The organism is Hydrogenophaga intermedia (genome assembly GCF_023715105.1).
GTDB lineage: Bacteria > Pseudomonadota > Gammaproteobacteria > Burkholderiales > Burkholderiaceae_C > Hydrogenophaga > Hydrogenophaga intermedia_A.
Genome location: NZ_JAMBNO010000013.1, coordinates 89,994 through 103,520, shown reverse-complemented (window position 1 = coordinate 103,520; position 13,527 = coordinate 89,994). Strand labels below are relative to the sequence as shown.

Sequence of the window (13,527 nt, the reverse complement as noted above, 5' to 3'; positions counted from 1 at the left end):
ATGGCCCCGACCCGACCCGACCTCCACCCCCCTTCGCCCCGCACAGCGCTCGTCACCGGCGCCGGCAAGCGCCTGGGCCGCGAAATCGCGCTCACGCTGGCACGCGCGGGCTGGAACGTGGCCGTGCACCACCGGCACTCGGTGGACGAGGCGCGCGCCACCGCGGCCGACTGCGCTGCCGCCAGCGGGCGTGCCGGCAGCGCACACACCTTCTTCGCCGACCTGGGCGATGAAGCCAACGTTCGCGCCCTGCTGCCCGCGGTGGCGGCGCACTTCGGCGCCGTGCACGCGGTGATCAACAGCGCGTCCACCTTCGAGCACGACAGCGCCGCCAGCTTCGGCTACGCCGCCATGGACACGCACCTGCGAGCCAACACCGGCGCGGCGGTGCTGCTGGCCCAAGCCCTGCACGAGCACCTGGCGGCGGGCGACGGTAGCGGCGCGGTGGTCAACCTGCTCGACCAGAAGCTGTGGAACATGAACCCCGACTTCTTCAGCTACACGCTGTCCAAGGCGGCGCTGGAGGCGGCCACCACCATGCTGGCATTGGCGCTCGCGCCCCGCGTGCGCGTGGTCGGCGTAGCGCCGGGGCTCACGCTCACCAGCCACATGCTGTCGGACGAGAAGTTCGCCCAGTTGCACCGGCAGTCGCCGCTGGGTCGCTCCTCCACCCCCGCCGACGTGGCCGCGGCCGTGGCCTTTGCGCTGGACAATGGCTCGATCACCGGCACCACGCTGCTGGTTGACGGCGGCCAGCACCTGATGCGCTTCGAGCGCGACTTTTCCCTGATGTGAGGACCCCATGATCCCCACCGTCGCCGGCAACCAGATCCTCACGCTCAGCGGACTGCGCTTCGATGCCAACCTGGGCATCCTCGACCGCGAGAAGCAGGCGCCGCAGCCGATCCGGGTGGATGCCGAGCTCAACCAGGGCACACAACCGCTGCTGCCGCACGACGACGACATCGGTCACGTCCTCGACTACCGCAAGGTGCGCCAGATCATCATCGACGAATGCACCGCCGAGCACGTGAACCTGCTGGAGAGCCTGATCGGCAAGCTCACGCGCCGGCTGATGCAGCTGCCCGGCGTGATCGGCGTGCGCGTGCGCATCGCCAAGCTGGAGATCTTCGACGACTGCGAGGTCGCCATCCGCATGGAAAGCGGGAGCTGGTGAAGGAACGCACCATGGACATCGAACGCGAAAACCACAAACTCGAAAAACGCCTGTGCCGCGAGGTCGGCCGCGCGATCGTCGACTTCAACATGATCGAGGAAGGCGACCGCGTGATGGTCTGCGTCTCGGGCGGCAAGGACAGCTACGGCCTGCTCGACATCCTGCTCAAGCTGCAGCAACGCGCGCCGGTGAACTTCGAGCTCATCGCCGTCAACCTCGACCAGAAGCAGCCCGGCTTTCCCGAGCACGTGCTGCCCGAGTACCTGGGCAAGCTCGGCGTGAAGTTCCACATCGAGAACCAGGACACCTATTCCATCGTCAAGCGCGTGATCCCCGAGGGCAAGACGCTGTGCAGCCTGTGCAGCCGGCTGCGCCGTGGCATCCTCTACCGAGTGGCCGGGGAGCTCGGCGCCACCAAGATCGCGCTCGGCCACCACCGCGACGACATCCTGCAGACGCTGCTGCTCAACATGTTCTTCGGTGGCAAGCTCAAAGGCATGCCACCGAAGCTGGTGAGCGACGATGGCAGGAACGTGGTGATCCGTCCGCTCGCCTACGTGCCCGAGAAGGACCTCGCTCGCTGGGCCGAGGTGCGCCAGTTCCCGATCATTCCCTGCACGCTGTGCGGCAGCCAGGAGAATCTGCAGCGCAAGCAGGTGGGCAACCTGCTGCGCGAGTGGGACGCGAAATTCCCCGGCCGCGTCGAAAACATGTTCAATGCGCTGCAGAACGTGGTGCCCAGCCACTTGTTGGACCGCTCCTTGTTTCCGTTTGAAACCTTGCGCGCGACCGGCGAGGCCAGCGAGGACGGCGACAAGGCGTTCGACGAGGAGCCCTGCGCGCCGCCGGCGGCGGCGGGCGCCGATGGGAACCCCGGCTGGGTGCGTCCGGTCATACCGATCACCGCCGGGGACTGAGCGCACGCCCGAACCCGGTGACACCCGGAGTAACCGCATGCCCGCTTCCCTGCGTCCGGCCCTTGCCGCCGTTGTCATCGTCGCCACCGCACTGCTGTCGGGCTGCGCTTCGGTGTTCCTGGTGGACAACCAGGTCGAGAGCTTTCCCCGCTGGCAGGACCGCGGCGCCAGCGATGCCGTGCCCGCGCCCCCCCAGGTCTACCGATTCGAGCGCCTGCCCTCGCAGCAGGACGAGCGGGGCGCGCGCAGCCAGGACGAGCTGGAACGCTACGCCGAGGCGGCGCTCGCCAAGCTCGGCTGGAGCCGCGCTGCCACGGGCGTGGCTTCGCCCTGGACCGTGCAAGTCAACGCCAGCACGGTGCGCCTGCCTCGCGCGCCCTGGGAAGACCCCTGGGATCGCTGGGGCCCGTACGGCTCGCCTTTTGCCCTGCCCGGGCGCGACTATGTGGTCACCGGTACCGGTCAGGTGATCTTCTTTCCCGCATTCCCGCGTTTCGAGACGCCGTACTACCAGCGTGCCGTGTCACTGGTGGTGCGCGACGCTTCGACCGGGCGCGTGGTGTACGAAACCCGCGGCGCGCACGACGGGCGCTGGAACAGCAGCCCCGCGCTCTGGATGGCCATGCTCGATGCCGCGCTGCAGGGCTTTCCCACACCGCCCGCGGGCGTGCGTCAGGTCAACATCGAAGTGCCGCGCTGATCAGACCGCCGGCGCGGTGCCGGCGGCGGGTTCCAGCAGGCCACGGATCGCGGCGCCCAGCGCGTCCATGCTGTCCTGCTTGGCGAGCACGTCGTCCACGCCGGCAGAGGCCGCTTCGGCGATGAGCGTGTCGCTCACGTGCCCGGATACGATGGCCATGCGCAGCGCCGGGCGCAGCCGGCGCAGCTCGCGCACCACCTCCACGCCGGCCATGCCGGGCATGTTCTGGTCTGTCACCAGCAGGTCCACCGGCTCCCGCGGGTGCTGCGAGAACCACGCCAGCGCCGCCTCGCCCGACTCGAAGGTGCTCACGCGGTAGCCCTGCTTGCGCAGCAGCCGGCCCACCAGGAACACCAGCGCCTCGTAGTCGTCGATGTAGACCACGTGCCGACCCTCGGGCGCGGCGGCCGGGGCGGGCGGCGGTATGACCGCAAGATCGGGCAGGGGCGCGGCCGCGCTGGCGGCCAGCGGCAGGTAGACGTCGAAGCGCGTGCCTGCACCTGGCTGGCTGGTGAGGCCGATGGCCCCCCGGTGCGCCTTCACGATGCCGTGCACCACGGCCAGGCCGAGGCCCGTGCCGGCGCCTGGCGCCTTGGTGGTGAAGAAGGGCTCGAACACGCGGCGCTGCGTCACCTCGTCCATGCCGGGGCCGTTGTCGGCCACGCTCAGGCGGGCGTAGGTACCAGGCTCGAGCGCGCCCAGCTGGAGCGCCTGCGCGGCGTCCAGCGCCACGCGCTCCAGTGCCACGGTGACCTCGCCGCTGCGGCCCGCGAACGCCTGCCAGGCGTTGGTGCACAGGTTCATGAGCACCTGCTGCATTTGCGTGGCGTCCACCAGCGCGGGCAGCGGCTCCTTGGACAGCCGCGTGAGCAGCCGCACGCCCGCGGGCAGCAGCGAGCGCATCAGGCCCAGGGCCTCTTCCACCAGGGGCAACAGCGGCTGATGCTCCATCACCTGGGCGCCACGGCGGCTGAAGGTGAGGATCTGCTGCACCAGCTGGCGCGCGCGGATGGCCGCGCGGTTGATCTCGGCCAGGCTTTCCTGCGCCGGGTGTTCGGCACCGACATCCTCGCGCGCGAGGACCAGGTTGCCCAGGATGGCGGCCAGCAGGTTGTTGAAGTCGTGCGCCACCCCGCCGGCCAGCGTGCCGATGGCCTCCATCTTCTGGCTCTCGCGCAACTGGCCCTCCAGCACGCGCTGCTGCTCCTCGGCCTGCTTGAGATCGGTGATGTCGGTGTGCGTGCCCACGATGCGCGTGGGTCGACCGCTTTCGTCGCGCGAGATCACCATGCCGCGCGTGAGGATCCACAGCCAGCGGCCGTCCTTGGCACGCACGCGGTGCTCGTTGCGGTACAGGCGCGCACGGCCCTCGAAGTGCGCCTGTCTCGCCTCGATCATGGCGGGGATGTCGTCCGGGTGGGTGCGGGCGTCCAGGTCCTCGGCCACGCCCTGCACCTCGTCGCGCGTGTAGCCGTACATCGACAGCAGGCTGTCCGAGAGGTACTCCTCGCCGGTCACGAGGTTCCAGTCCCACACACCTTCCCCCGCGCTCTCCAGGGCGAGCTTCCACAGCGCCTCGCTCTCGCGCAGAGCATCCTCGGCCCTCTTGCGCGCGCTGATGTCGAGCAGCACGCCCACACGGTGCACGCCTTCGTTGTCGCGCAGCACCTCGCAGGAGCGCTTGTAGATCCACTTCACCTGACCATCGGGCAACACGATGCGGAACTCGCCGGCAAGTTCGACCTTGCCAGCCTTGATGGCTTCGGTCTCGCCGTCGAGCCGGCCGATGTCCTCCGGGTGCCGGTAGCGCGCGATCAGCATCGGATCGCGCAACAGGTCTTCGGGCGAGAAGCCGTACATCGCGCGCACGCCCGAGCTGACGAAACGGTAGGCGCGCGTGCCGTCCGGGCGCACCAGCAGCGAAAACACCACCCCGGGGATCTGGTCGGCCAGCGCCTGCATGCGCTCCTGCTGCTCGCGCATGGCCTTCTGCTGGGCCACGCGCTCCGTGATGTCTTCGACCGTGCCCTCGTAGAACAGCACGCGGCCATCGGCGTCGCGCACCATGTGCGCGTTCTCGCTCACCCACATGCGCTCGCTGTCGTGGCGGCGCTTGACTTCCGAGATGAAGCCGCGCACCTCGCCGTCGCGCGCCAGCCGCAACTGGAATTCGTGCCGGCGAGCCGGGTCGACATACCAGCCATCGGGGTCGTGCCGCGCGCGGTCAAGCAGCTCCTCGACGTCACGAAAGCCGTTGATGCGCGCCAGCTGCTCGTTGGCGTGGATCATGCGTCCCTCGGCCGAGCTTCGGTAAGCACCGATCGGCAGGAAGTGGAACAGCGTGGTGAAGTCGGCGCCAGGTGCGCTCGGCATGTCCATGCGGCCCATTGTGTCGCAAGGACCGGTACATTTCACCGGTTCTTTCCCCCGAGTACCCAACGCCTTGCAAGCCACCCGCATCCTGGCCGTTCGCCACGGCGAGACCACCTGGAACCGCGACACGCGCATCCAGGGGCACACCGACATCGACCTCAACGAGCATGGCCGCTGGCAGGCCGCGCGGCTGGCGCGCGCCCTGGGCCAGGAGCCCATCGCCGCCATCTACAGCAGCGACCTCAAGCGCGCGCGCGACACCGCCCAGGCGGTGGCGCAGCGGCACGACCTGCCGGTGCACGCCGACATCGGCCTGCGTGAGCGCGGTTTTGGCCGCTTCGAAGGCCATACCTGGGATGAACTCGCCTTGCGCTACCCGGCCGAAACGCTGGCCTGGCGCAAGCGCATGCCCGACTTCGCGCCGCCCGGCGGCGAAACCCTGGTGCAGTTGCGCGAGCGCGTGGTGGCCACGGTGCTGCGCCTGGCTGAACGGCACGTGGGCGAGCAGATCCTGCTGGTGGCACACGGCGGCGTGCTGGACGTGCTCTACCGTGCAGCCACGCGCGTGGACCTGCAGGCCCCGCGCACCTGGCAGCTGGCCAACACCGGCGTCAACCGCTTGCTGTGGTCGCCCGAGGGCCTGGCGCTGGTGGGATGGGGCGACGTGAGCCACCTGCAGGTGGGCGACGACGAGGATGTGCTCGATGAACGCAGCGCCTGACCCACGGCTGGCTCGCTTTGACGGGCTGATCGGCCACGGCGTGGCCGCCATCGACACGCCCGCGCTCGTGATCGACCTCGACGCCATGGAGCGCAACCTGCACCGAATGGCCGATTTCTGCACCGCGCGGGGTCTGCGGCTGCGACCGCACGCGAAGATGCACAAATGCGCCGAGCTCGCGAAGCTGCAGATGGCACACGGCGCGGTGGGCGTGTGCGTGCAGAAGATCGACGAGGCGCTCGCGCTGGCGGCACAGGGCGTCGAGGACATCTACGTGAGCAACGAGGCGGTGGACCCGGCCAAGCTCGCGCGCCTGGCGCAGGCGGTTCGTGCGAACGCCAACGGCGGCACGCGCTTTGCCATCGCGGTGGACAGCGCGCTGGGCGTGCAGCGCCTGGGCGAGGCGCTGGCGCACGCGGGTGTGAACCACCCGCAGGCCATCGACGTGTTCGTGGAGATCGACGTCGGCCACGGCCGCTGCGGCGTGACGCCGGGCGAACCCGCACTCGCGCTGGCACGCGCGGTGGCCGCGCAGCGCACGCTGCGCTTTATCGGGCTGCAGGCCTACCACGGCAGCGCCCAGCACCAGCGCCCGGTGGCCGAGCGCCGCGACACCATCGCCCGCGCGGCGCAGGCGGTGGCGCACACGCGCGCGCTCATCGAGGCCGCGGGCATCGCGGTGCCACTGGTCACCGGCGCGGGCACCGGCACCTTCGTCCACGAAGCGGCCAGCGGCCTGTGGGGCGAACTGCAGGCCGGCTCCTACCTGTTCATGGACGCCGATTACGCCGCCAACACCCCCGACGAGGGTGCGCCGGCTTTCGAGCACGCGCTGTTCGTGAAGGCACAGGTGATGAGCCGTGGCGATGCCCATGCGGTGATCGACGCCGGCCACAAGAGCCACGCCATCGACAGCGGACTGCCGCGCGTGTGGTGGCCCCATGGCCTGAGCTACGCCAACGGGGGCGACGAACACGGCGTGTTGCGCGGCGACCACCTGCCCGCCCTGGGCGACACGGTGTGGCTGGTGCCCGGCCACTGCGACCCGACGGTCAACCTGCACGATGCCATGGTGGGCGTGCGCGGCGGGCTGGTCAGCGGCCGTGTCGAACGCGTGCTGCGTGTGGACGCGCGCGGCGCGATCGGCTGACAACGCCCCCCAGCGGCGGCAAACGGGTGGCTCAGCGGGGGCCGTAGACCTTCGCCTCCAGGCCGAGGTTGCGCACCGTCTCCGCGGCGCCGAGCGCCTCGTCATGCGTGCCCAACGGCCCCACGCGCACCCGCGTGAGCGGCCCGCGCGCCGATTCCAGCGGATCGACCACCACCGGCAGGCCCGCGCCACGCAGGCGCTGCGCCGCGCGCTCGGCGTTGGCCGGATCGGCAAAGATGCCGACGGCCACACCGTGCCCGCCCAGACGCGCACGTGGCGCGTCGGCGCCTGCCGCGTTGGCCGGGGGCTCGGGCGTCGGCAGGGGGCTGGGCAGGGGTTCGGTGCTTACGGATGCGGATGCGGATGCGCTTGCTGTTGCTGTTGCTGTTGCAGGTGCAGGCGCAGGTGTTGGCTCTGGTGAGGCAGCTATGGCTGGTGTTGTTGCTGGTGTTGTTGCGACCGCCTCCCGCACCTCGGGCACCCGCTCCGACAGCACGGGCTCGGGGGCTGGCGGGGTGGACGCCACCCCTTCGTCATGGCCACCCAGACGCCAGCCCACCAGCGCCACCGCCTCCAGCGCCATCACGGCGATCCACATGCGCTGCGCGGCCGATGGCCGGGCCAGCAAGGTGCAGGCCTCCTGCACGGTGCGCGCGCGGCGCACCGCGGCGGTCATGCGCCGACGCACGTCGGCGTGCAGCCAGGCATCGCCCCACAACCCCGGTACCGCCACGGCGACCGCGGCAATGGCCACGAGCAGTCCCCAGCGCACCCCCTCGGGCCAGGGGCCGGCGACGCGCTGCAGCCACCACCAGGCGGCAACGGCCAGCGCCACCCCAAGCGCGTGCAGCAAGGCATGGCGCCACAGCCGGTGGTACAGCAGCCAGTGCCAGCCCAGCCAGGCCGCGGCGTGGTTCCATTGGGTGCGCGCCACCCCGAGCTCGTCGAAACGGGCGAACGCTGGCAGGTAATGCGCTAGCTGCGCGCCGCTCAGGGCGGCGCGGTACAGCGCCTCGGTGGCGCTGGCCGGTTGCGGCAACACCCGTTCCCCGGCGGTGGTGGCGGCGGGCGGCGTCTGGGTCATGGTGCGGGCCGATGGACGCTGGCGGGGCGTTCAGGCGCCATCGGCGAACAACGTGCCCTCACCCTGCGGCGGCACCACGCCCAGGTGGCGGTAGGCCGCCAGCGTGGCGGTGCGTCCGCGCGGCGTGCGCTGCAGGTAGCCCTGCTGGATGAGGTAGGGCTCGATCACGTCCTCGATCGTGTCGCGCTCTTCGCCGATGCTGGCGGCGATGTTGTCCAGCCCGACCGGACCGCCATCGAAACGGTGGATCACCGCTTCCAGCAACTTGCGGTCCATCAGATCGAAACCCTGCGGGTCGACGTCGAGCATGGCCAGCGCGCGTTCGGCGATGTCCTTGCTGATGCGCCCGCCGCCCTTGACGTCGGCGTAGTCGCGCACCCGGCGCAGCAGACGGTTGGCGATGCGCGGCGTGCCACGCGAGCGGCGTGCGATCTCGAACGCGCCATCGGCGTCGATCGGCGCATTGAGCAGCCCGGCGCTGCGCGTGACGATGCGCGTGAGCTCTTCGGCGGTGTAGAACTCCAGCCGCGCGACGATGCCGAAGCGGTCGCGCAGCGGGTTGGTGAGCATGCCCGCGCGCGTGGTGGCGCCCACCAGGGTGAAGGGCTGCAAGTCGAGCTTGATGCTGCGCGCCGCCGGGCCCTCGCCGATCATGATGTCGATCTGGTAGTCCTCCAGCGCGGGGTAGAGGATTTCCTCCACCACCGGCGAGAGCCGGTGGATCTCGTCGATGAAAAGCACATCGTTGGGTTCGAGGTTGGTCAGCAGCGCCGCCAGGTCCTTGGGCTTTTCCAGCACCGGCCCGCTGGTCTGGCGCAGGTTCACGCCCAGCTCCTGCGCAATGATGTGCGACAGCGTGGTCTTGCCCAGCCCGGGCGGGCCGAACAGCAGCACGTGGTCCAGCGCCTCGGCACGCTTCTTCGCGGCGCCGATGAAGATCTCGAGCTGCTCGCGCACCTTCATCTGGCCCACATACTCGTCGAGCAGCTTGGGGCGCAGCGCGCGCTCGATCGCCTCTTCCTTGGGCGAGACCGTCACCGGCGAGATGACGCGCGGTGCGGGGGCGAAGTCGTCGGTCTGGATGCTCATGGCTTACTTCGCAAGCGACTTCAGCGCCAGCTTGATGCCGTCGGCCACGCCCACATCGGCCGGCAGGGCCTTGAGCGCGGCGGCGGCGTCCTTTTCGTTGTAACCCAGGGCCATCAGGGCCTGCTGGATGTCGGCTTGCGCGTCGCTGCGCGCCACGCCGCCGGCGGGCAGACCCAGGTCCACACCGAGCTTGCCCTTGAGTTCGAGCAGCAGCCGCTCGGCCGTCTTCTTGCCGATGCCGGGCACCTTGACGATGCGGCCGGTCTCCTGCGTGCTCACGGCCTGGGCCAGGTCGTTCACCGACAGGCCGGAGAGCACCGACAGCGCGGTGCGGGGCCCGACGCCGCTGATCTTGATGAGCTGGCGAAACGCATCGCGCTCGGCCGCGGAGGCAAAGCCGTAGAGGATCTGCGCGTCCTCGCGCACCACGAAGTGGGTCAGCAGCGAGACATTCTCGCCGCTGGCGGGCAGGAGGTAGAAGGTGCTCATCGGCACATCCACCTCGTAACCCACGCCATGGCAGTCCAGCAGGATCTGGGGTGGGTTCTTCTCCAGCAACGTACCGGTCAACTTGCCTATCATCGGTGTCCTTCCAGCGCCTTCAGGAATTATCGGCTTGATTCTCAGACACACCTTCAGCCCGCCCGACAACACCCGCATGGCGCACCTGTGCGGCCCGCTGGACGCGCACATCCGCTCCATCGAAGCGGCGCTGCAGGTCAAGGTGGCGCACCGTTTCGAGCAGTTCCGCATCGAAGGCCCCAAGGCGAAGGCCCAGCAGGCGCTGGAAGTGCTGCAGGCGCTCTACGAGATGGCGCGCGGCCCGATCCCGCCCGAGCAGGTGCAGCTCATGCTGAGTGGCGACACCGCGCTGCAGGAGCCCGGCGACGGCGCGCTGGCCATGCAGACGCGCCGCGGCGAAGTGCGCGGGCGCACGCCCAACCAGGCGCGCTACCTGGAGAACATGGCGCTGCACGACATCACCTTCGGCATCGGCCCGGCCGGCACCGGCAAGACCTACCTGGCGGTGGCCTGCGCGGTGGATGCGCTGGAGCGCAGCGCCGTGCAACGCATCGTGCTCACCCGCCCCGCGGTGGAAGCCGGCGAGAAGCTGGGCTTCCTGCCCGGTGACCTGGGCCAGAAGGTCGACCCCTACCTGCGCCCGCTGTACGACGCGCTGTACGACCTGATGGGTTTCGACAAGGTGCAGAAAGCCTTCGAGCGCCAGCAGATCGAGATTGCGCCGCTGGCCTTCATGCGTGGGCGCACGCTCAACCATGCCTTCGTGATCCTCGACGAGGCACAGAACACCACGCCCGAGCAGATGAAGATGTTCCTCACGCGCATTGGCTTCGGCAGCAAGGCCGTGGTCACCGGCGATGTGAGCCAGATCGACCTGCCGCGCACGCAATTGAGCGGCCTGATCGATGCCGAACGGGTGTTGAAGCGCGTCACCGGCATCGGCTTCACGCGCCTCACCAGCGCCGACGTGGTGCGCCACCCCCTGGTGGCGCGCATCGTCGACGCCTATGAAGCGCGCAGCCCGGCCCGTGAAGTCGACGCCGAACCCGCCCCGCGGCGCAGCCGCCGCAACGCCGACTGAAGGAGCCCGCCCATGCGCCTGCCCGCCCTTTTCGCCCTGACCGCGCTGGTCAGCGGTTGCCAGCTGCTGCCCCCCAAGCCGCCTGCCAGCGGCGCCGTGCAGGGCCCGGGCTACAGCAGCGAAACGGTGCGCTATCGCTGCGACGGCGGCGCCATCATCGACGTGGCCTATCTCGAATTCGGCCATGGCGATTCGTTCGCAGCGCTGCATCACGACGGCCGCACCGCGCTGCTCAAGGCCCGCACCAGCGCCTCGGGCGTGCGCTACATCGCGCTCGACGAGCAACACAGCCTGCGCTGGTTCACCAAGGGCGACGAGGGATTCCTGAGCTTCCTGGCCGCCGACCACACGGCGAAGGAGCGCGTGCTGCTGGCCAACTGCAAGGCCGAGAAGGCAGCGCGCTGATGGCCCTGCCCGCGCTCATGCTCTCGCTGCAGTTCGGCCGCTTCGATGGCGTGGCGGAACACCGCGCGGCACTGCCGCGCGCCTTCGTGGCGCGCTGCCTGCGCCGCGCGCTCGAACGCGAGGCCGAACTCACCGTGCGCATCGTCGACGCCGAGGAAGGCCAGGCCCTCAACCGCGACTACCGCGGCCGCGACTACGCCACCAACGTGCTCACCTTCGACTACACGCGCGAACCGGTGGTGACGGCCGACCTGGTGCTGTGCGCGCCGGTCATCGCGGCCGAAGCGAAAAAGCTGAAGAAGCCGCTGGCCGCGCACTATGCGCACCTGCTGGTGCACGGCGCGCTGCACGCGCAGGGCTGGGATCATGAAACCAGCGAGGCCGACGCCGAAGCGATGGAGGCGCGCGAGGTGGCCATCCTCGCCAGCCTGGGCGAAAAGAATCCTTATGCCTGACACGGCTGCCCGCGACTGCGGGTAATTCCGGAGCGATCGGCGCCGCCGGGTGGCTGCGGCTGTCATGCGCACTGCGTAACATGCCCCGTGTCTTCAACCCGACCCGAGGAGCAATCATGTCCGGCTGGTACGAAATCTCGAAGAACGACAAGGGGCAGCATTCGTTTGTGCTGAAGGCCGCGAATGCCCAGGTGATCCTGCGCAGCGAGCAGTACGACGCCAGGGCGTCGGCGCAGAACGGCGTGGCGTCGGTGCAGAAGAACGCACCGCTGCCCGAACGCTACGAGCTCAAGACCGCGTCGGACGGGCGCTTCTACTTCAATCTCAAGGCGTCCAACGGCCAGGTCATCGGCACCAGCCAGATGTACACCTCCGAGGCTTCGCGCCAGAACGGCATCGATTCGGTCAAGACCAATGGCCCGAGCGCCGAGGTGCGCGACGCCTGAGGCCGGCGCCGGCGCTCAGGCGCCGATGCGCAGCGGGATCGTCACCGGGCCGTCGTTGACCAAGTGCACCGCCATGTCGGCGCCAAAGCGGCCGGTGGCCACCACCGGGTGCGCGGCGCGCGCCGCGGCCACGAAGGCGTCATAAAGCGCCTGGCCCAGGGCGGGTGGCGCGGCGTTGGTAAAGCCCGGACGGTTGCCGCCCGAGACGTCGGCCGCCAGGGTGAACTGGCTGACGATCAAGAGACCACCGCCCACGTCCTGCACGCTGCGGTTCATCTTGCCGGCCTCGTCGGCAAAGATGCGCAGCTTGAGGATCTTCTGCAGCAGCTTCAGGCCCACGGCCTCGGTATCGGCGGGCTCGGCGCACACCAGCACCAGCAGACCCGGGCCGATGGCGCCCACCGTCTCGCCCGCGATGTCGACACGGGCCTGGCTCACCCGTTGCAGCAGCGCGATCACAGCACACCCTCGTCTTCCACCGCCAGTGCCTCGACATCGGTGGGCAGCAGCTGGATGCTGGCCAGCAGGCCCGGCACCGCGTCCATGAGCGCCTGCTCCACCTCGCCGCGCAGCGCCGCGGCGCGCGCCAGCGTCCAGGCGCCCGGGACGTGCATGTGCAGGTCGGCAAAGCGGCGTTGCCCAGCCTTGCGCGTGATCACGTGGTCGAAGCGCACGATCTCGCGGCCCTGGTGCTCTTTGGCGTAACGCGCCAGCGTGCGCTCGATCGTGTCCTGCAGCACGGGGTCGAGCGCCTCGTCCATCAGGCCCTGCGAGGCACGCCAGACCAATCGCGCACCCTCGCGCAGGATGTTGAGCGCCACGGCGATGGCAATCACCGGGTCGAGCCAGAGCCAGCCGGTGACGCCAACGAGCAGGATGCCCACGACCACGCCGATGGAGGTCCACACGTCGGTGAACAAGTGACGGGCGTCACCCTCCAGTGCAGCAGAGCGGTGCACGCGCGAGGCGCGCAACATCACCCAGGCGAGCACGCCGTTGAACACCGAGCTGATGACGGACAGCCACAACCCCAGGCCGACCTGCTCCAGCGGCTGCGGCGCCAGCAGGCGGTCCACCGCGGTCCAACCGATGGCGATCGCTGCAACGATGATCAGCACGCCCTCGAAACCGGAGGAGAAGTACTCGGCCTTGTGGTGGCCGTAGGGGTGGTCTTCGTCGGCCGGCCGCGCGGCGATGGTGACCATGAGCAGCCCGAAGGTGGCACCGGCCAGGTTCACCAGCGATTCCAGCGCGTCGGACAGCAGGCCCACCGAGCCCGTGACCCACCAGGCCGCGGTCTTGAGCACGATGGTGAGCAGCGCCACGACCACCGAGACCTGAAGCAGGCGGCGTGGCGTGAGGCGTTGAAGCAGATCGGTCATGCACCGCATTGTCGCGTGCCAGAAT

16 protein-coding genes are annotated in these 13,527 nt (G+C 69.7%); 10 read left to right on the top strand and 6 right to left on the bottom strand.

The genetic code is table 11. The features are described from left to right. The 4 genes from M3149_RS13740 to M3149_RS13725 are packed head-to-tail and all read left to right on the top strand — an operon-like array spanning position 1 to position 2,794. Entirely contained in the window at positions 1-795 is a 795-nt protein-coding gene (locus M3149_RS13740) for an SDR family oxidoreductase (RefSeq protein ID WP_251710112.1), read from the top strand. A gap of 7 nt (positions 796-802) precedes the next feature. Beyond that, positions 803-1,177: a dihydroneopterin aldolase gene (locus M3149_RS13735; RefSeq protein WP_251710111.1), complete on the top strand. Its 375-nt coding sequence runs from the start codon at positions 803-805 to the stop codon at positions 1,175-1,177. Between the two features lie 11 nt (positions 1,178-1,188). After that, complete coding sequence (gene ttcA, locus M3149_RS13730; protein WP_251710110.1) at positions 1,189-2,094, top strand: tRNA 2-thiocytidine(32) synthetase TtcA; 906 nt, start codon at positions 1,189-1,191, stop codon at positions 2,092-2,094. A gap of 37 nt (positions 2,095-2,131) precedes the next feature. Then, entirely contained in the window at positions 2,132-2,794 is a 663-nt protein-coding gene (locus tag M3149_RS13725; RefSeq protein WP_251710109.1) for a hypothetical protein, read from the top strand. Here M3149_RS13725 and M3149_RS23040 read toward each other — a convergent pair whose 3' ends face one another. Beyond that, positions 2,795-5,173, bottom strand: a complete 2,379-nt coding sequence (locus M3149_RS23040) for a hybrid sensor histidine kinase/response regulator (protein WP_285887092.1) — start codon at positions 5,171-5,173, stop codon at positions 2,795-2,797. Between the two features lie 64 nt (positions 5,174-5,237). On the opposite strand from M3149_RS23040, the gene M3149_RS13705 reads away from it, so the two are divergent. Both M3149_RS13705 and M3149_RS13700 read left to right on the top strand, forming a co-directional pair. After that, positions 5,238-5,888 (top strand): histidine phosphatase family protein, encoded by a 651-nt coding sequence (locus M3149_RS13705; protein WP_251710108.1) that lies wholly within the window; start codon positions 5,238-5,240, stop codon positions 5,886-5,888. Continuing rightward, complete coding sequence (locus M3149_RS13700) at positions 5,872-7,038, top strand: DSD1 family PLP-dependent enzyme (protein WP_251710107.1); 1,167 nt, start codon at positions 5,872-5,874, stop codon at positions 7,036-7,038. Before M3149_RS13705 ends, M3149_RS13700 begins: the two co-directional genes overlap by 17 nt. A gap of 31 nt (positions 7,039-7,069) precedes the next feature. On the opposite strand, the gene M3149_RS13695 is transcribed toward M3149_RS13700, so the two are convergent. Genes M3149_RS13695 through ruvA form a run of 3 tightly spaced genes read right to left on the bottom strand, consistent with a single transcriptional unit; the run spans position 7,070 to position 9,793 of the window. Further along, a complete protein-coding gene (locus M3149_RS13695; RefSeq protein ID WP_251710106.1) occupies positions 7,070-8,122 on the bottom strand; it encodes an SPOR domain-containing protein in 1,053 nt (350 codons plus the stop codon). A 30-nt stretch (positions 8,123-8,152) separates the two neighbouring features. Next, entirely contained in the window at positions 8,153-9,211 is a 1,059-nt protein-coding gene (ruvB, locus tag M3149_RS13690) for a Holliday junction branch migration DNA helicase RuvB (protein ID WP_251710105.1), read from the bottom strand. A 3-nt stretch (positions 9,212-9,214) separates the two neighbouring features. Then, on the bottom strand, positions 9,215-9,793 hold the full coding sequence (ruvA, locus tag M3149_RS13685) for a Holliday junction branch migration protein RuvA (RefSeq protein ID WP_251710104.1): 579 nt from the start codon (positions 9,791-9,793) through the stop codon (positions 9,215-9,217). Positions 9,794-9,827: 34 nt separating this feature from the next. Between ruvA and M3149_RS13680 the strand changes: the two genes are divergently transcribed. From M3149_RS13680 to M3149_RS13665, 4 genes are all read left to right on the top strand, one after another. Beyond that, positions 9,828-10,814, top strand: a complete 987-nt coding sequence (locus tag M3149_RS13680; RefSeq protein WP_251710103.1) for a PhoH family protein — start codon at positions 9,828-9,830, stop codon at positions 10,812-10,814. A 12-nt stretch (positions 10,815-10,826) separates the two neighbouring features. Then, on the top strand, positions 10,827-11,219 hold the full coding sequence (locus M3149_RS13675) for an MliC family protein (RefSeq protein ID WP_251710102.1): 393 nt from the start codon (positions 10,827-10,829) through the stop codon (positions 11,217-11,219). Beyond that, positions 11,219-11,674, top strand: a complete 456-nt coding sequence (ybeY, locus tag M3149_RS13670; protein WP_251710101.1) for an rRNA maturation RNase YbeY — start codon at positions 11,219-11,221, stop codon at positions 11,672-11,674. The genes M3149_RS13675 and ybeY overlap by 1 nt, the downstream gene beginning before the upstream one ends. A gap of 116 nt (positions 11,675-11,790) precedes the next feature. After that, positions 11,791-12,120: a YegP family protein gene (locus tag M3149_RS13665; protein ID WP_251710100.1), complete on the top strand. Its 330-nt coding sequence runs from the start codon at positions 11,791-11,793 to the stop codon at positions 12,118-12,120. A 15-nt stretch (positions 12,121-12,135) separates the two neighbouring features. Here the strand turns inward: M3149_RS13665 and dtd are convergent, their stop codons facing one another. Together dtd and M3149_RS13655 are read right to left on the bottom strand one after the other, a co-directional pair. Further along, complete coding sequence (gene dtd, locus M3149_RS13660; protein WP_251710099.1) at positions 12,136-12,579, bottom strand: D-aminoacyl-tRNA deacylase; 444 nt, start codon at positions 12,577-12,579, stop codon at positions 12,136-12,138. After that, on the bottom strand, positions 12,576-13,502 hold the full coding sequence (locus M3149_RS13655; RefSeq protein ID WP_251710098.1) for a cation diffusion facilitator family transporter: 927 nt from the start codon (positions 13,500-13,502) through the stop codon (positions 12,576-12,578). Before M3149_RS13655 ends, dtd begins: the two co-directional genes overlap by 4 nt. Between the last annotated feature and the right edge of the window lie 25 nt (positions 13,503-13,527).